Genomic DNA, 15,334 nt, shown 5'->3' on the forward strand with positions numbered 1-15,334 from the left:
ATGAGCACCACCGACCCGCGCCCCCGCTTCGTGACCGGGGCGCCCCGCCACCTGACCCCCGCGCCGCGCTGGATCGCCGACGAGCTGCTCGGCGGCCGCCCGGCCCGCACCGGCGGAACCCCGGCGGTGACGGTCCGCGAGGCCCGCGCCGACGACGCGCACGACCCCGGCGTCGCCGGGTACCGGGCGCTGCGCCGCGCGGTGTTCTGCGTCGAGCAGGGCCTGTTCCCCGACCGGCCCACCGCCGACCTCGACGACCACGACGCCGACCCGCGCGTCGTCGTCCTGCTCGCCCACGACGCCGACGGGACCCTGCTCGGCGGGGTACGCCTCGGCCCGGCCCGGGCGGCCCACCCCGACATCGGGTGGTGGACCGGCAGCAGGCTGGTCGTGGCTCCCGCCGCGCGCCGTCGCACCGGTGTGCGGGTCGGCGCCGCGCTGGTCCGCGCCGCCTGCGCGCGCGCCGAGGCCGCGGGCGCCCTGCGCTTCGACGCCGACGTGCAGGCCGCGGGCGCGGTCCTGTTCGAGCGGCTCGGCTGGACCCGGGTGCGCGACTGCGTGGTCGCCGGGGCCCCGCACGTCACGATGCGATGGCCGGTGACCCGCGTCCAGGACCTCGTCGTCGCCACCAAGGCCCCGCTGGGTGCGCTGGTCGGCGGCGTCGGCCCGGCCGGGTTCGTCGGCGACGACGGCGCCCCCGTCCCGGGCAGCGACCTGGTGGCCTGCTGCGACGCGATCGTGCCCGCCATGGTCGAGCGCGACCCGGAGTGGGCGGGCTGGGCCGGGGTGCTGGTCAACGTCAACGACCTCGCCGCGATGGGCGCCGTCCCGGTCGGGCTGCTCGACGCCGTCGGCGCCCGGGACGCCTCCTTCGCCCACCGCGTGCTGAGCGGCGTGCGCGACGCGGCCGCCGCCTACGGTGTCCCGCTGCTCGGCGGGCACACCCAGCTCGACGTGCCCGCGGCGCTGTCGCTGACCGCGCTCGGGCGCACCGACCGGCCCGTCCCCGCCGGTGGCGGCCGCGCCGGGCACCGGGTCCGGCTCACCACCGACCTCGGCGGCGGCTGGCGGCCCGGCTACACCGGGCGCCAGTGGGACTCGACGACCTCGCGCACCCGCGCCGAGCTGGCCGCGACCGTCGGCGCCATCGGCCCGGACGCACCGCACCGCCCGGCCGCGGCGAAGGACGTGTCGATGGCCGGGCTCGCCGGGACCCTCGGCATGCTCGCCGAGGCCTCCGGGGTCGGCGCCGTGCTCGACGTCGCCGCCGTCCCCCGCCCGGACGGTGCGACCGCGGGCGACTGGTTCACCTGCTTCCCCGGGTTCGGCCTGCTCACCGCGGACGACCCGGGCTCCCCCGCCCCCGACGCCGGTCCCGCGGTGTCCGCCGAGTGCGGCGAGCTCGTCGCCGGTGCCGGGGTCCGGCTGCGCTGGCCCGACGGCGAGCAGACCGAGGCCGTCACCGCGGGCGTCACCGGCATGGGCCGCGCCGGCACCCCCGCCCCCCACCCCGAGGAGACCCGATGACGCCCACGACGTTCGGCGCCGCCGCGCAGGGTTTCGTCCGCGACCTCGACGAGGACTTCGCCCGGATCGCCGCCACGATCGCCCGCGCCCGCGCGGCCGGGGTGCAGGTGCTCGCGCTGCCCGAGGCGGCGATGGGCGGGTACCTGTCGTCGCTGCACGACGTGCCCGGCACCCCCGCCGACCGGCCCCCGCAGCTGGACCCGGACGGGCCGGAGGTCCGGCGGCTGGCCGCGCTGGCCGGGGACATGGTCGTCGCCGCCGGGTACTGCGAGACCGGGGACGCCGCATCCGGCGGGCGGCCCTACAACTCCTGTCTCGCCGTCACCGGGGACGGGGTGCTCGGGCGGCACCGCAAGGTGCACCAGCCGATCAACGAGAACTCCAGCTACGCCGCGGGCGACCGGTTCGCCGCGTTCGACACGCCGTACGGCCGCACCGGCATGATGATCTGCTACGACAAGGCGTTCCCGGAGGCGGCCCGCGCGCTGGCCGACGACGGCGCCCGGACCGTGCTGTGCCTGTCGGCGTGGCCGGCGTCGCGGACGAACCGGGCCCCGGTGCTCGCCGAGGACCGGTGGGCCCGCCGCTTCGACCTGCACGACCGCTCCCGCGCGTTGGAGAACCAGTTCGTCTGGGTCTCGGCGAACCAGGCCGGTAGGTTCGGCGACATGCAGCTGGTGGCGAACGCCAAGATCGTCGACCCGGGGGGCGAGGTGCTCGCGGCCACCGGCAGCGAGGCCGGGCTGGCCGTCGCCACCGTCGACGTCGACGCATCCGTGGACGCCGCCCGCCGCGTCATGGGGCACCTGCGCGACCGCCGCCCGGCGGCCTACGGGCCGGGTCCGGTCCGCGCGGGGGTGTGAGGTGCGCGTCGCCGCGGCGGCCGCGAACTTCACCCGGGACGTCGCGTTCGACCTGGAGCGGATCGGCGTGATCGTCGCGCACGCCCGGGAGCAGGGCGTCAGCGTGCTGGTGCTGCCCGACGGCGCCCTCGGCGGCTACGTGCACGACCTGCGCAGCCCCGACCCCGCCGACCCGGACGACGGCGCGGTCCTGCCGCCCGAGCTCGACCCGGACGGCCCCGAGGTGCGCGCGGTCGCCGCGCTCGCCCGGGAGATGGTGGTGTGCGTCGGGTTCTGCGAGGCCGGACCCGAGCCGGGCGTGCGGTGGAACTCCGCGGTCTGCCTGACCGGGGACGGCGTGCTCGGCAGGCACCGCAAGGTGCACCAGCCCGCGGGTGTCGCCGGCCTGTTCGCCGCCGGGGACGGGTTCACCGCGTTCGACACCCCCGCCGGCCGGATGGGGATGCTCATCGACCACGACAAGACCTTCCCCGAGTCGGCCCGCTCGCTCGCGCTCGACGGCGCGCAGCTGCTGGCCTGCCTGTCGGCCTGGCCGACCTCGCTGACCAACCGGGCACCCCGGATGGCGCAGGACCGCCAGGCCCGGCTGTTCGACCTCTACGACCAGTCCCGCGCCGCCGAGAACCAGGTGCTGCTGCTGTCGGCGAACCAGAGCGGGCGCAACGGATCGTTGCACTTCCTGGGCCGGGCGAAGGTCGTCGGGCCGGGCGGGGACATCCTGGCCCGCACCTGGTCCAAGGGCGGGCTCGCCGTCGCCGACGTCGAGCCCGAGGAGATGATCGGCTCCGCCCGCGCGGTGCTGCACCACCTCAAGGAACGCCGACCCGACCTGTACCGGGGCTGAGCGGTGCGGATCCGGCTGTCCACCTACTCCACCAAGCCGCGCGGCGGGGTCGTGCACACCCTCGCGCTGGCCGAGGCGCTCGCCGCCGCCGGGCACGAGGTCGCGGTGTTCTCCCTGGCCCGGGGCGGGGACACCGGCTTCTTCCGGGCCGTCGACCCCCGCGTCGCGGTGCACCTGGTCCCGGTTCCGGAGATCGACGGCGAGACCGTCGGCGCCCGCATCCTCCGCTCGATCGACCTGCTGGCCGCCGGGCTGGCCGACGCCCCCGCGGTCGACGTGCGGCACGCCCAGGACTGTCTGTCCGCCAACGCCGAGGGCCGCGCGCACGGCTACGGCTCGCTGCTGCGCACCGTGCACCACCTCGACGAGTTCAGCACCCCCGAGCTGGCCGCCTGCCACGAACGCGCGCTGGTGCATCCGGCCGCGCTGGTGTGCGTCTCCCGGGCCGTCGCCGCGGAGGTGCGCGCCGGCTGGGGCCGGGAGGCGACGGTGATCGGCAACGGTGTCGACGCGGCCCGGTTCGCCCGGGCCGCCGACGCCGGCGCCGGTGCGCCGTGGCGGGCCCGGTTCGGCCGCTACGTGCTGTCGGTCGGCGGGATCGAGCCGCGCAAGGGCACCGCCGACCTGGTCGAGGCGATGGCGCTGCTCGGGCCGGGGACACGCCTGGTGATCGGCGGCGGCGAGACGCTGTTCGACTACCGCGACTACCGCGCCCGGGTGCTCACCCGGGCCGACGAGCTGGGCGTCGTCCCGGACATCCTCGGCCCCGTCGACGACGACGCGCTGCCCGGCCTGATGGCGGGCGCGGCGGCGTTCGCGTTCCCGTCGGCCAAGGAGGGCTTCGGCCTGGCCGCGATGGAGGCACTGGCCGCCGGGGTCCCGCTGGTGACCCGGGACCTGCCGGTGCTGCGCGAGGTGTTCGGCGACGCGGCACGGTTCGCCCGCGACCCGGCCGGGTTCGCCGCCGCGCTCGCCGACGCGCTGGCCGTCCCCGACCCGCGGCGGGCGGCCGCCGGTCGCACGCTGGCCGCCGCCCACACCTGGACGGCGGCCGCGGACCGGCACGCCGGCCTCTACCGCACCCACCTCGCCGACCGCGGCGTGACGACGACGGGGTGACGGGGGCCACACCGACTGCGCTAACCTGGGGTGACCACACGACGACGACGTCCCGGGGGTACGCCGATGCCTGCTCACGAGGCACCCGCTCCGGCCACCGTCGTGCCCCTGTGCCGCGCCGCCCGCCACGGCGACGCCGCCGGGGTCCGCTGCCCGCACTGCACCCGCCCCACCCGCGACGACCGCGACGCCGTCGTGCTGCGGCTGCCCCGGCTGCGCGGCCACGAGGTGCTCGCGGGCGAGCTCTGACCCACCGCCCGCCCGGCCCCGCCGCGCCCGCGCCGGTCCGCCGCTGCCGCAGTGCTCCGCCGCTCCTGCATCGACCCGCCGCCCGCGCGCTGGTCCGCGGCTGCCGCAGGGCTCTGATGCCCCCGCAGGGCTCCGTTGCTCCCACATCGACCCGCCGTCGGCGCGCCGGTCCTTCGCCCACGCGGTGCTCCGCCGCCCACACGCTGATCCTTCGCCCGCGCGCCGGTCCCCCGCCCAAGCCCTGATCCGCTGCGCGCGCTGATCCCCCGCCCGCCCGCGCGCTGATCCTTCGCCCGCGCGCTGATCCGCTCCGCGCGCGTGTCCGGACGCGCGCGCCGAGCGGATCACCGCGCGAGAAGGCGATCATCGGGTGCCCGTCCACAATCGCGGGAATGCTCCACAGGTGGCGGATCCGCTCCGGCGCGGGCGCCGGGCGCAGGCAGGGTCGGAACCGTGGACGAACCGCTGCTGCGCCGCGACCTGCTGAGACTCGGGACGACCGAGGCCGAGATCCGCGCCGCCCTGCGCACAGGTCGCTGGACCGGGCTGCGACCCGGCGTGTACCTGGAGACCGGCGACGAGCGTCTGCGGTTCGCCTCGACGCGGCACGCGACCCTGGTGGAGGCGACGTTCCCGACCCTCGCCCCCGGGGCCGTGGTCAGCGGCCCGTCCGCCGCCGTACGACACGGCCTGCCGGTCTGGGGCGTGCCCCTGACCACGGTGCACGTGACCCGGGACCGCGTGTCCGGCGGGCGCGGCGGACCGCGGTTGCGCGTGCACGCCTCCCCGTTGCCCGCCGACGACGTCGTCGACGTCCGAGGCATCCCGACGACGTCGGTGGCCCGCACCGTCGTCGACCTGGCCCGCACCGCGCCGTTCGAGACCGCCGTGGCCGTCGCCGACGCGGCCCTGCACCGCCACCTCGTCACGCCGGACCGGCTATGCGACGCGGTGCTCGCCGCCTGCGGACGCCACGGCGTCGGCCGGGCCCGGGCGGTCGTCGCCTTCGCCGACGCCCGCGCGGACGGGCCCGGCGAGTCGCGCAGCCGCGTCCGGATGGCACGCCTGCACGTGGCGAGGCCGGTGCTGCAGCACCCCGTGCTCGACGGGCGGGGCCACCGGATCGGGGTCGTCGACTTCTGGTGGCCGGACCACGGGGTGGTCGGGGAGTTCGACGGCCTCGGCAGGTACGGGCGGCCGGGGCACCCGGGAGACAACGCGGCCGACGCCGTCGTCCGGGAGAAGCGGCGGGAGGACGCGCTGCGGGCCCGGCCCGGGGTGCGCACGGTCGTGCGCTGGACCTGGGACGACCTCGACGACTTCGCCGCCGTCGCGCAACGGCTCCCACGGGCAGCATGATCCGCTCCGCGCGCGGTGATCCGCTGCCCGCGCGTGTCCGGACGCGCGCGCGGAGCGGATCACCGCGCGAGCAGTGGATCAGCACGCGGCCGGCCGGTCGATGAGCGGCCGGCCGACCAGCGTGGCCGTGGACCAGCGCGATCGGTGGGCCTGCTCAGCCGACGGACCAGCGTGGTCGCCCGACCAGCGCAGCCGGGGGGGTCGGCGCGCAGACCCGGTCAGTCGGCCGGGCGCAGCACGGCCGTCCCGAGGACCCGGCAGGCCAGGAGCGCCACCTCGACGTCGAGCCGGTCGTCGCCGAGGGGCCGGCCCCGCACCTCCTCGGCGCGGCGCAGGCGGTACTGCACGGTGTTCTTGTGCAGGTGCAGCTCGCCCGCCGCCGCGACGAGGCTGCCGCCGCCGCGCAGGTAGGCGGCGAGGGTGTCACGGAGCCGGGCGTGCTGCTCGTCGTCGATCGCGAGGTCGCCGAGGATCTCGGCGACCCGGTCGGCGAGCAGGTCGGTGCCCGCGTCGAGCAGCAGCAGCGGGCCGAGGTCGTCGGCGGTGGTGACCGGGAGCCGGGCGGCGGGAGCGGCGGCGGTGACCACCTCCTGCACCCGGCGGGCCCGGCGGTGCGCGCCGCGGAACCCGTCGAGGCCGCGGCCGGGGCCGCCGAGCGCGACCGACACCGGTCCGGGCGGCAGGGTCACCGGCCCGCCCGCACCCGGGTACCAGGCCCAGGAGGTCACCGCGTCCGGGGCGACGACGAGCGGGGCGCGGGTGCAGCCGAGGGCGGCGCCGACGTCGGCGACGGCACGTTCCAGGGCCCGGCCGGGATCGGGGGCGTCCGGATCGACCCAGAGCACCGCGGCCAGGTGCTCCCCCGCGACCGGGTGCCCGAGCGCCGTCTCGACCTCGGTGACGGTGCCGCCGCGCCCGGCGAGCACCGCGTCGACCATCGCGAGCCGGGCGGCGTCGCGGCGGCGGACCCAGCCGTCGCGTTCGGCCTGGTGGACCGCGACCATCTCCTCGGAGACCCGGTCGACGTAGCCGAAGGCGACCGCGGTGAGCGCCCGGACGGCGTCGCCGACCTCGGTGGTCCCCAGCCCGGACCCGGCGATGCGGCCGATGAGCTCCTGCTGGAACACCGACTGGCCCAGCCGGTAGGCCCGCAGGACGACCGTGACCGGGACCCCCTGCTGGGCGAGTCGGCGGGCGAGCTCCCCGGCGACCGGGGGCAGCGGCACGTCGTCCGGGGCCCGGCCGGTCAGCACGACCAGCGCCCCCTCCAGCGAGCCCTGCACGGTGGCGACCAGCAGCTCGCGCACGCGGGGGTCGCGGCCGAGCTCGGGCAGCCCGGCGTCGATCTCGACGAGCACCCGCGCACCGAGCGCCTCGACGTCGTCGCGGACCTCGGTGGCGAGGCGGGCGAGCAGGGCGGTCACCGTCGACACGGGACCGACCGTAGCGCGACGCCCGCCCGGCTCCGGGGATCCGGTGCCGGGCGGGCGTCGGGTGGAGGGCTCAGTTCTCCAGGGCCAGTGCGCGGGCGGGGCAGGCGCGGACGGCGGCGTCCACGTGGGCCCGCTCGGACTCGGGCGGGTGCTCGTCGCGGACGACGACCACGTCGTCCTCCCCCACCTCGAACCAGCCGTCGGCCATGGCCTCGCACATCCCGATGCCCTGGCAGGCGTCGAGGTCGGCGACGATGCGCATCAGACCTCCTCGGTGGTCAGCGCGACGAAGTCGACCTTCTCGCGGACCCCGCAGTCCGGGCAGCACCAGTCGTCGGGGATCTGCGACCACGGGGTCCCCGCCGGGAAGCCCTCGGCCTCGTTGCCCGCGGCGACCTCGTAGGTGTACCCGCAGCCGGGGCAGCGGGCCGCGGTGACGGCGTCGCTCTGCGCGCGGCGGGTGACGTCGGCGGCGGTGTCGGCGACCGGAGCCGGGTCGGCGGGCGGCGGGTACGCGGCGAGGAGCTTGTCACGCTTGCCGGGCTGCAGGTTGGCGAAGCGCAGGTCGCCGTCGTAGTGGGCCACCACCAGCGGGTCCATCAGCCGGCGGAACACCGGCGGGACGGTCGCGGCCAGCATCATCCCGGTGTAACCGGTCGGCAGGACCGGGGCCTCCGGGAAGTCGCGCAGCGTCTGGAACCGGCGGACCGGGTTCGCGTGGTGGTCGGAGTGTCGCTGCAGGTGGTAGAGCAGCACGTTGGTGGCGATGTTGTTGGAGTTCCAGGAGTGCTCGGGCAGCACGCGCTCGTAGCGGCGGCGGTCCGGCGGGCCGACCTTCTGGCGCAGCATCCCGTAGTGCTCCATGTAGTTCACCAGCTCGAGCAGGGTGAACCCGAAGACGGCCTGGATCAGCAGGTAGGGCAGCACGCCCCAGCCGAACAGCGCGATGATCGCGCCCCACAGCACCACCGACATCAGCCAGGCGTTGAGGACGTCGTTGCCGATCCGGAACGGGTGCCGGTCGCGGCGGGCGTAGCGCTTGCGCTCCAGGCGCCAGGCGCTGGTCAGCGAGCCGAACACGGTGCGCGGCCAGAACCGGTAGAAGCTCTCGCCCATCCGGGCCGAGGCCGGGTCGTCCGGGGTGGAGACGCGCACGTGGTGGCCGCGGTTGTGCTCGACGTAGAAGTGGCCGTAGAACGCCGGGGCGAGCGCGATCTTGGCGGCCCAGCGCTCCACGTCCTCGCGCTTGTGGCCCAGCTCGTGGGCGGTGTTGATGGCGACGCCGGCGACGGTGCCGAGCGTGACCGCGAGACCGATGTTGCCGACGACCGGCGCCCCGGCGGTGGCGATGTAGAACATCCCGGCGAACAGGCCCGCGTACTGCAGCGGGAGGTAGGCGTAGGTGACCCAGCGGTAGTAGCGGTCCTCCTCCAGCTCCTCCATCACCTCGTCCGGCGGGTTCGTCGGGTCCTTGCCCGCGAACAGGTCGATCGTCGGGACGATGCCGAGCACGACGATCGGACCCAGCCACAGCGCCACCGACCAGCCGGTGGCCAGGTGCAGACCGATCGCGAGGAACGGCAGGACCGGGACCAGCAGGCCCAGCAGCCAGGCGTAGCGCTTGCCGTCGTGCCAGGTGTGTTCACCGTTCACCGGTTCGGACAGTGCGTAGGTCCGCATCGGATTCCTCCTCGCGTCGGCTCTGACGGGATGTTGTGAGCAGACGTTAGGGAGATCGGCCCGCGATTCCTCGGTCGTCGGGACCGAAGATCGGCGCCCCGTTCGGTCCCGCGGACCGAACGGGGCCCTCCTCAGCGGTCCCAGCGGAACAACCGGACCGCGCCCACCGCCCCGACCAGCAGCGCGACGACCAGCCCGACGACGGCGCCGGTGTCCGGCGGGACCCCGCGCCACGCCGTCCCGAGCACTTCCGACGTCGCGCCGTAGGGCAGGGTCCGGCCGATCTCGGCGAGCGGGCCGGGCAGCTTCCGCGGGTCGCCGAACATGCCGCCGAGCAGCCCGGTGCCGAAGAACAGCAGGACCCCGCCCGCGACGGCCGCGTTCGCCGTCGGGGCCAGCGCCGCGACCAGCGCGCCCACCGCGAAGAACGCCGCCGTGGCCAGGACCAGCCCGCCCAGCGCCGCCCACGGCGCGGCGGGCATCCGCGCGCCGTACACCGGCACCGCGACCGCCAGCGCGACGCCGACACCGGCCGCGACCTGCCCGACCCCGACCACCGCCTGCGCCACCAGCACCGGGACCGGGCCCGCCGGGGTGACCCCGAGCCGGCGCAGCACCCCGCTGCGCCGGTAGGCCGCCACGAAGCTCGGCACGTTCACCATGCCGACCAGGGCGAGCACCGTGGCGATCGCGATCGGCAGCCCGACGACCTCCACCACCGAGCGGTCGCCGAGGACGTCCGGGGGCAGCTCCGGCGCCGTCGCGCCGACCATCACCAGGATCAGCAGCGGCAGCACCAGCGGGACCACCAGGCCCGCGGTGTCCCGGACGACCATCCTGAGCTCCGCGACGACGAGCGCCCGCCACCCGGCGAGCGGCAGCCCGGACCGGACCGGGGCGCTCACGCCGCCACCTCCCCCGCCGTCGACTCGCGGCCCCGGTCCCCGGTGAGCGCCAGGAACGCCTCGTCGAGGCCGGGGCGCTCGGCACGCAGCCCGGTGGCGACGACACCCTGCCGGACCAGCTCGGCCCCGACCGGGCCCAGCAGCCCGTCTCCGCCGGTCACGGTGACGTCGTGCCCGACCCGGGACACCTCCGCGACGCCGGGCAGGGCGAGCAGCCCGGCCCGGTCGAACCCGGCGTCGGTCCGGAACCGGACGTACTCCCCGAGCCCGGCGGCCGCGACGAGCCCGGCCGGGGTCGCGTCGGCGACGACCCGGCCCGCGTCGAGCAGCAGGACCCGGTCGCAGAGCCGTTCGACCTCGTCCATCCGGTGGCTGACCAGCAGTACCGCGACACCGTCGGCGGCGAGGTCGCGCACCAGGTCGAGCACGGTCTCCCGGGACGCCGGGTCCAGGCCGGTGGTCAGCTCGTCGAGGACCACCACCCGGGGCGCCCCGACCAGCGCGAGCGCCACCGACAGGCGCTGCGCCTGGCCGCCGGAGAGCCGGTCGAAGCGGGTCCCGGCCTGCGCGGACAGCCCGACCGCGTCGAGCAGCTCCGCCGGCTCCCGCCCGGTGCGGTGCAGGGACCGGTGCAGGCCGACGAGCTCGGCGGCGGTGAGCATGTCGTGCAGGGCCGCCTCCTGCAGCTGCACCCCCAGGACCGCGCGCACGGCGCGGCGGTCGCGGCGCGGGTCGAGCCCGAGCACCCGAACCGTGCCGGAGTCGGGGGCACGCAGCCCCGCGACGCACTCGACGGTCGTCGTCTTGCCGGCTCCGTTGGGTCCGAGCAGCCCGACGACCGACCCCGCGGGCACCGACAGGTCGACCCCGTCGGCGGCCACCGTGTCGCCGTAGCGCTTGTGCAGCCGGTGCACCTCGATCGCATCCATGCCGTCCACGGTGGCGGCCGGGCGGGCGCCGGGGTCAGTGCCGGACGTCGTGACCCCGGACCATGACTTCCGGCACCGGTGCCGCGCCGCACCGTGCCCTACCGTGTCCGGTATGCGCCGGATCGACCCGAACGTCGTGGCCGGGCTCATCATGACCGTCCTGTGCGGCATCCTCGCCGTCCCGGTGGCGCTGGAGCAGGCCGCCGGGGTCGCGAGCCCCCTGGGCCCGCCGTGGCTGTGGTGGGCCGCCTACGCCGCGTTCCTCCTCGCACTGGTGGTGGGAGGCTGGCTGGACGAGGTCGTCGGGGCGGTCGCGGCCCGCGCGCTGCTCGCGCTGATGGTGCTCGCCTCGGCGTCGCTGGTCCTGCTCGGCGCGCAGTTCGGCTGGCTGCCGATCTTCCTGGTCGTCACCGCGTCCGTCTCCACCTACCACCTGCGGGGCCCGGCGACCGCCGCGATCGTCGTCGGCAACGTCGGGGTGGCCGCCGCGGCGACGCTGGTCGCGGGCGGGTCGGTGCAGGTCGCGGCGGTCACCGGCGCGATCTACCTGCTGCTGCAGAGCGCCTCGGTGCTGCTCATCGTGGCGCTGCACCGCGAGGAGGCGTCGCGACGACGCCTCGCCGCCGCGCACGCCGAGCTCGCGGCCGCGGGCGCCGCGCTCGCCGAGACCAGCCGGACCCAGGAGCGGCTGCGGATCTCCCGGGAGCTGCACGACCTCGTCGGGCACCAGCTCACCGCGCTCGCCCTGGAGCTGGAGATCGCGACGCACACCGGCGACGACCCGGGCGGGCACGTCGCGCGGGCCCGTGCGCTGGCCGGTGACCTGCTTGCCGACGTCCGCACGACCGTCGGGCAGCTGCGCAGCCGCGCCCCCGACCTGGCCGCCACCCTGGAACGGATCGGCGAGCAGCTGCCCCGCCCGGTGGTGCACGTGCGCGTCGCCGACGGGGTCGCCGCCGACGAGGAGCGCACCCTCGCGGTGGTCCGCTGCGTGCAGGAGATCCTCACCAACGCCATCCGGCACGGCGACGCCGACACCGTGTGGATCGACCTGTCCCCCGTGCCCGGCGGCGGTCTGCGGCTGGCCGCCCGCGACGACGGCCGTGGCGCCGCCGCCGGCGCGGTCCCCGGCAACGGGCTGCGCGGCCTGGCCGAGCGGGCCGGGGCGTTCGGCGGGTCGGTCGACTGGGGCCCGGCCGCACCGCGCGGGTTCGCCGTGACCGCGGTGCTGCCGTGAGGGCCGGTGCGGGCCCGGGCGGTGCCGGACCGGGGGCCACGACGGTCCGCGTCGTGCTCGTCGACGACCAGACCCTGGTCCGCCACGGCATCCGCGGGCTGCTCGGCCTGGCCGGTGGCGTCGAGGTCGTCGCCGAGGCCGGGGACGGCGCGGAGGGGGTGGCCGCCGTCGCCGAGCACGAGCCGGACGTGGTGCTGCTGGACCTGCGCATGCCGCGTCACGACGGGCTGTGGGCGCTGGCCGAGCTGCGCTCGCGCGGGCTCGACGTGCCGGTGCTCGTCCTCACCACCTTCGACGACGATGAGCTGGTCCTGTCCGCGCTGCGCGCCGGGGCCCGCGGCTACCTGCTCAAGGACGTGACCCTGGACCAGCTCGTCGGCGCGGTGCGGACCCTCACCGACGGCGGCACCCTGATCAGCCCGGCCGTCACCGACCGGCTGCTGCGGGCGGTGCGCGACGGCCCGCCCCCGTCCGACGACGTGTCCGGTCTCGCCCCGCAGGACCTGTCGGCCCGTGAGGTCGAGGTGCTGCGGCTGCTCGCCGCCGGGCACAGCAACCGCGAGATCGCGCAGGTCCTCGTGCTGGCGGAGGGCACGGTGAAGAACCACGTGTCCAGCGTGCTGGCGAAGCTGGGGACGCGGGACCGGACCCGCGCGGTGCTGCGGGCCCTGCACCACGGCCTGCTCGACCCGCCACGGGGACGGGACGAGCAGGACGGGGCCTGACTCAGTCGTCCGACGGCGGCGCGGCGGTGGTGTCCTCCCCGACCAACGGCGGGTCGTCGGGCAGCACGCCCGGCTCGGTGCCCGCCTCGTCGGCGGTGCGGCCGGGTGCCTGCCGTTCCACCGTGTTCTGCTCGGTCTCGAACTGCTCGCCTGCCGGGTCGGGTGCGTCCCGGGGGTCCTGGGCATCGTTGTCCATGCCCCGGTCGTACCCGCCGGACGGGGCGTCACGCGGTCCGTCTCAGAACGAGACAGGGTGTCATGATCGCGCTCCGTGGTCGCGGGTTCACCCGTCCCGACGCGATTGAGGTGCCCGCTCCCGGGGTAACCACCCCTCGGCCGGGTGAAGATCGACGGAAGGATCGTCATGACCGACACGCAGATGGGTATCCGTTCCGGACTCCGTTCGTGTCGTCGTCGGACGTGCACCTGCCGCCGGTCCGCCGGTGGCCTGCGGTGACGCCGGACCTCGCCCGGGCCACCGACGCCGTCAGCCGGCTGCTCGACGAGCTCGGCCCGGCCATCAGCCGCGACGCCGTGGTCGCCGCCGTCGCGCAGGCCTGCGACGACCTGCGGGGCAGCCCGGTGGGCGCGCTGCCCGAACTGGTGGAGCGCCTGGCCCGGGTCCGCCTGGACCAGCCGACCGTCGGACTCTGAGCCTCCCGCTGCCGGTATGGGCCTCGCGGGGTCCGGGTATCCCCGTCGAGTGAGTGACGACGAGAACGACACCGGACGCGCGAGCCCCCCGATCGACCCGGAACGTGCGCTCGACGAGCTCGAGGAACGGGTGCTCGGCCAGCGGATCGACGCCGGGGACACCGAGGCCGACCGCGAGGAGTCCGCGGACACCACGTCCGAGGGCGCGGCCGAGCCGAAACCCGTCGGGGGAGCCGGGGAGCCGGACGACGCCGGGACCGGGGTCGACGCCCCGACCGACTGACCCGGCACCCCGCCGGTGCGGGGCCGTCCGGGTCCGGACACAGCGCGACCGGACCCGGACACGGTTCGTCATGCCCGGATGGTGACGCGCGGCACGTAAGCGACATAAGGTGCGTCCTCGACGAAGCCGTCCGAGGAGGTACGCATGACCGACGTGTCCGACCGTTCCGCACCACCCGGTACCGGGACCCGCTCCCGCGCCTGGGTCATCGCGCTGTGCTGGACGGCGATCGTCGTCGACGGCTACGACCTCATCGTCTACGGCACCGTGCTGCCCACCCTGATCTCCGGCGAGTGGGCCCTCGATGCGGGCACCGCGGGCTGGATCGGCTCGCTGGCGCTGGTCGGCATGCTCGTCGGCGCGCTGCTGGCCGGGACGGTCACCGACCGCATCGGGCGGCGGCGGCTGATGATCCTCTGCATCGCCTGGTTCTCGATCGCGATGGCGCTGTGCGCGCTCGCGCCCTCGCCGGAGGTGTTCGGGCTGCTGCGCTTCGTCGCGGGCGTCGGGCTGGGCGGGGTGGTGCCGACCGCGATCGCGCTGACCGTCGAGTACGCCCCCGCCGGGCGGCGCAACGCGGCGAACGCGCTGATGTTCTCCGGCTACTCCGTCGGCGGTGTCGTCGCGGCGCTGTCCGGGATCGTGCTGCTGGAGCAGCTGGGCTGGCGGGCGCTGTTCTGGATCGGCGCCGGGGTCGGCGCGGTGCTGCTCGTCGTCGTCGCCGTGGCGCTGCCGGAGTCGGTGTCCTACCTGGTCGGGCGCGGTCGCCGCGAGGAGGCGGCCGCGCTGGCCGCCCGCTACGGGATGCCCGTCCCCGGCGACGCCCCGGCCGGCACCGGCCGCGCCGGGCTGCGGGCGCTGCTCGACCGCCACCACCTGCGCGGGACGCTGCTGTTCTGGGTCGGCACCGGGTTCGGGCTGCTGCTGGTCTACGGCCTCAACACCTGGCTCGCCCAGATCATGCGCCAGGCCGGCTACCCGCTGGGCGGGGCGCTGGCGTTCCTGCTGGCGCTCAACCTCGGCGCGATCGTCGGGGCACCGCTGCTCGGGGCGCTCGCCGACCGGGTCGGGCCGCGCCCGGTCGTCACCGGCATGTTCCTCACCGCGGCGGCGTCGATCCTGCTGCTGATGAACCGCTTCCCGACGCCGGTGCTGCTCGGCCTGATCGCCGTCGCCGGGGCCTGCACGATCGGCACGACGATCATCGTCAACTCCTACACCGCCACCTTCTACCCGGAGCACCTGCGCGCCGCCGGACTCGGCTGGTCACTGGGGATCGGCCGCATCGGGGCCATCGCGGGCCCGCTCTACGGCGGCGTCGTGATGGCGACCGGGGCCGGGTTCGCCGCGAACTTCCTCGCCTTCGCGATCCCCGCCGTACTGGGCGCGATCGTCATGGCGCTGGTGCCGCGGGGTGCCGCCACGCAGACGTAACAGTGGGTGTGCGCGGTCCGGCCAGCGGCCGCGCGGATCGGATCGTGGAGTGGGTGCGACGCCGCCCACACTCGCCGCACCACTCCACGACCC

The 15,334-nt window shown here is 76.4% G+C and carries 17 protein-coding genes; 11 read left to right on the top strand and 6 right to left on the bottom strand.

Going from position 1 to position 15,334, the window contains the following annotated elements; all coding sequences use genetic code 11:
- The 6 genes from DMP17_RS37225 (at nucleotide 1) to DMP17_RS37250 (ending at nucleotide 5,961) form a co-directional block, all read left to right on the top strand.
- Nucleotides 1-1,527: an MSMEG_0567/sll0787 family protein gene (locus tag DMP17_RS37225; RefSeq protein WP_337831970.1), complete on the top strand. Its 1,527-nt coding sequence runs from the start codon at nucleotides 1-3 to the stop codon at nucleotides 1,525-1,527.
- A complete protein-coding gene (locus DMP17_RS37230) occupies nucleotides 1,524-2,390 on the top strand; it encodes a carbon-nitrogen hydrolase family protein (protein ID WP_337831971.1) in 867 nt (288 codons plus the stop codon). Before DMP17_RS37225 ends, DMP17_RS37230 begins: the two co-directional genes overlap by 4 nt.
- A gap of 1 nt (nucleotide 2,391) precedes the next feature.
- Nucleotides 2,392-3,234 (top strand): carbon-nitrogen hydrolase family protein, encoded by an 843-nt coding sequence (locus tag DMP17_RS37235; protein WP_226357976.1) that lies wholly within the window; start codon nucleotides 2,392-2,394, stop codon nucleotides 3,232-3,234.
- A 3-nt stretch (nucleotides 3,235-3,237) separates the two neighbouring features.
- Nucleotides 3,238-4,353, top strand: coding sequence for an MSMEG_0565 family glycosyltransferase (locus DMP17_RS37240; protein ID WP_337831972.1), 1,116 nt, complete (start codon nucleotides 3,238-3,240; stop codon nucleotides 4,351-4,353).
- Nucleotides 4,354-4,419: 66 nt separating this feature from the next.
- Nucleotides 4,420-4,602 carry a hypothetical protein gene (locus DMP17_RS37245; protein WP_157818271.1) on the top strand — a complete coding sequence of 61 codons (183 nt, stop codon included), beginning with the start codon at nucleotides 4,420-4,422 and terminating at the stop codon, nucleotides 4,600-4,602.
- Nucleotides 4,603-5,055: 453 nt separating this feature from the next.
- Nucleotides 5,056-5,961, top strand: a complete 906-nt coding sequence (locus DMP17_RS37250) for a hypothetical protein (protein WP_337831973.1) — start codon at nucleotides 5,056-5,058, stop codon at nucleotides 5,959-5,961.
- A gap of 218 nt (nucleotides 5,962-6,179) precedes the next feature.
- On the opposite strand, the gene DMP17_RS37255 is transcribed toward DMP17_RS37250, so the two are convergent.
- The 5 genes from DMP17_RS37255 to DMP17_RS37275 form a co-directional block, all read right to left on the bottom strand.
- Entirely contained in the window at nucleotides 6,180-7,394 is a 1,215-nt protein-coding gene (locus DMP17_RS37255) for a PucR family transcriptional regulator (RefSeq protein WP_226357979.1), read from the bottom strand.
- A 70-nt stretch (nucleotides 7,395-7,464) separates the two neighbouring features.
- Nucleotides 7,465-7,656: a ferredoxin gene (locus DMP17_RS37260; protein ID WP_062396337.1), complete on the bottom strand. Its 192-nt coding sequence runs from the start codon at nucleotides 7,654-7,656 to the stop codon at nucleotides 7,465-7,467.
- Nucleotides 7,656-9,074 carry a fatty acid desaturase gene (locus DMP17_RS37265; protein WP_226357980.1) on the bottom strand — a complete coding sequence of 473 codons (1,419 nt, stop codon included), beginning with the start codon at nucleotides 9,072-9,074 and terminating at the stop codon, nucleotides 7,656-7,658. Before DMP17_RS37265 ends, DMP17_RS37260 begins: the two co-directional genes overlap by 1 nt.
- Nucleotides 9,075-9,205: 131 nt before the next feature.
- A complete protein-coding gene (locus DMP17_RS37270) occupies nucleotides 9,206-9,979 on the bottom strand; it encodes an ABC transporter permease (RefSeq protein ID WP_337831974.1) in 774 nt (257 codons plus the stop codon).
- Nucleotides 9,976-10,908, bottom strand: coding sequence for an ABC transporter ATP-binding protein (locus DMP17_RS37275; RefSeq protein WP_337831975.1), 933 nt, complete (start codon nucleotides 10,906-10,908; stop codon nucleotides 9,976-9,978). The genes DMP17_RS37270 and DMP17_RS37275 overlap by 4 nt, the downstream gene beginning before the upstream one ends.
- 112 nt (nucleotides 10,909-11,020) lie before the next feature.
- On the opposite strand from DMP17_RS37275, the gene DMP17_RS37280 reads away from it, so the two are divergent.
- Together DMP17_RS37280 and DMP17_RS37285 are read left to right on the top strand one after the other, a co-directional pair.
- Nucleotides 11,021-12,145: a sensor histidine kinase gene (locus DMP17_RS37280; protein ID WP_337831976.1), complete on the top strand. Its 1,125-nt coding sequence runs from the start codon at nucleotides 11,021-11,023 to the stop codon at nucleotides 12,143-12,145.
- The gene (locus tag DMP17_RS37285) at nucleotides 12,142-12,870 is read left to right on the top strand and encodes a response regulator transcription factor (protein WP_337831977.1); all 729 of its coding nucleotides are present in this window, start codon (nucleotides 12,142-12,144) and stop codon (nucleotides 12,868-12,870) included. Before DMP17_RS37280 ends, DMP17_RS37285 begins: the two co-directional genes overlap by 4 nt.
- 1 nt (nucleotide 12,871) lies before the next feature.
- Here the strand turns inward: DMP17_RS37285 and DMP17_RS37290 are convergent, their stop codons facing one another.
- Entirely contained in the window at nucleotides 12,872-13,066 is a 195-nt protein-coding gene (locus DMP17_RS37290) for a hypothetical protein (protein ID WP_226357985.1), read from the bottom strand.
- A gap of 209 nt (nucleotides 13,067-13,275) precedes the next feature.
- Between DMP17_RS37290 and DMP17_RS37295 the strand changes: the two genes are divergently transcribed.
- The 3 genes from DMP17_RS37295 to DMP17_RS37305 all read left to right on the top strand — a co-directional run bounded on the left by DMP17_RS37295 (nucleotide 13,276) and on the right by DMP17_RS37305 (nucleotide 15,241).
- Nucleotides 13,276-13,524, top strand: a complete 249-nt coding sequence (locus DMP17_RS37295; protein WP_226357986.1) for a hypothetical protein — start codon at nucleotides 13,276-13,278, stop codon at nucleotides 13,522-13,524.
- Between the two features lie 49 nt (nucleotides 13,525-13,573).
- Nucleotides 13,574-13,807, top strand: a complete 234-nt coding sequence (locus DMP17_RS37300; RefSeq protein WP_226357987.1) for a hypothetical protein — start codon at nucleotides 13,574-13,576, stop codon at nucleotides 13,805-13,807.
- A 144-nt stretch (nucleotides 13,808-13,951) separates the two neighbouring features.
- Nucleotides 13,952-15,241, top strand: coding sequence for an MFS transporter (locus DMP17_RS37305; protein WP_226357988.1), 1,290 nt, complete (start codon nucleotides 13,952-13,954; stop codon nucleotides 15,239-15,241).
- Nucleotides 15,242-15,334: the final 93 nt, after the last annotated feature.

This window comes from Pseudonocardia sp. TMWB2A (assembly GCF_017312135.1).

What these genes read in the sequence shown, in the direction of transcription:
- DMP17_RS37225 (WP_337831970.1), top strand. Translation starts at nt 1, where the DNA reads ATGAGCACCACCGACCCGCGCCCCCGCTTCGTGACCGGGGCGCCCCGC.
- DMP17_RS37230 (WP_337831971.1), top strand. Translation starts at nt 1,524, where the DNA reads ATGACGCCCACGACGTTCGGCGCCGCCGCGCAGGGTTTCGTCCGCGAC.
- DMP17_RS37245 (WP_157818271.1), top strand. Translation starts at nt 4,420, where the DNA reads ATGCCTGCTCACGAGGCACCCGCTCCGGCCACCGTCGTGCCCCTGTGC.
- DMP17_RS37260 (WP_062396337.1), bottom strand. Translation starts at nt 7,656, where the DNA reads ATGCGCATCGTCGCCGACCTCGACGCCTGCCAGGGCATCGGGATGTGC.
- DMP17_RS37265 (WP_226357980.1), bottom strand. Translation starts at nt 9,074, where the DNA reads ATGCGGACCTACGCACTGTCCGAACCGGTGAACGGTGAACACACCTGG.
- DMP17_RS37275 (WP_337831975.1), bottom strand. Translation starts at nt 10,908, where the DNA reads ATGGATGCGATCGAGGTGCACCGGCTGCACAAGCGCTACGGCGACACG.
- DMP17_RS37280 (WP_337831976.1), top strand. Translation starts at nt 11,021, where the DNA reads ATGCGCCGGATCGACCCGAACGTCGTGGCCGGGCTCATCATGACCGTC.
- DMP17_RS37290 (WP_226357985.1), bottom strand. Translation starts at nt 13,066, where the DNA reads ATGGACAACGATGCCCAGGACCCCCGGGACGCACCCGACCCGGCAGGC.
- DMP17_RS37305 (WP_226357988.1), top strand. Translation starts at nt 13,952, where the DNA reads ATGACCGACGTGTCCGACCGTTCCGCACCACCCGGTACCGGGACCCGC.